The organism is Pseudoalteromonas sp. SIMBA_162 (genome assembly GCF_046535955.1).
GTDB classification, from domain to species: Bacteria; Pseudomonadota; Gammaproteobacteria; order Enterobacterales; family Alteromonadaceae; genus Pseudoalteromonas; species Pseudoalteromonas marina.
Genome location: NZ_JAWJBQ010000865.1, coordinates 1 through 250, shown reverse-complemented (window position 1 = coordinate 250; position 250 = coordinate 1). Strand labels below are relative to the sequence as shown.

Genomic DNA, 250 nt, shown 5'->3' with positions numbered 1-250 from the left:
CTGACGGTCGGGCGCAAGCAGCTGACCATCAGTGGCCTGATCACGCGTGAGCCTGATCAGCAGGGCGGCTTTTCCGAGTTCAGTCCGCGCCTGATGTTCAACATGGAAGATCTCGACGCCACCGGTCTGATCCAGCCCGGCTCGCGGATGGAATATCGCCTGCTGGCGGCGGGCGCTCCGGCGGCGGTGCAGCAGGCGCGTGACGCCATCGCGCCGCTGCTGGCGAGTGCCGACAACGCCGAGGTGCGGC

Annotated in this window: 1 protein-coding gene; it reads left to right on the top strand. The window is 68.0% G+C overall.

Translation table 11 applies throughout. The features are described from left to right. Positions 1-250, top strand: a 250-nt coding sequence (locus tag R0J88_RS22155) for a hypothetical protein (protein ID WP_410901194.1), incomplete at both ends; no start/stop codon positions are given.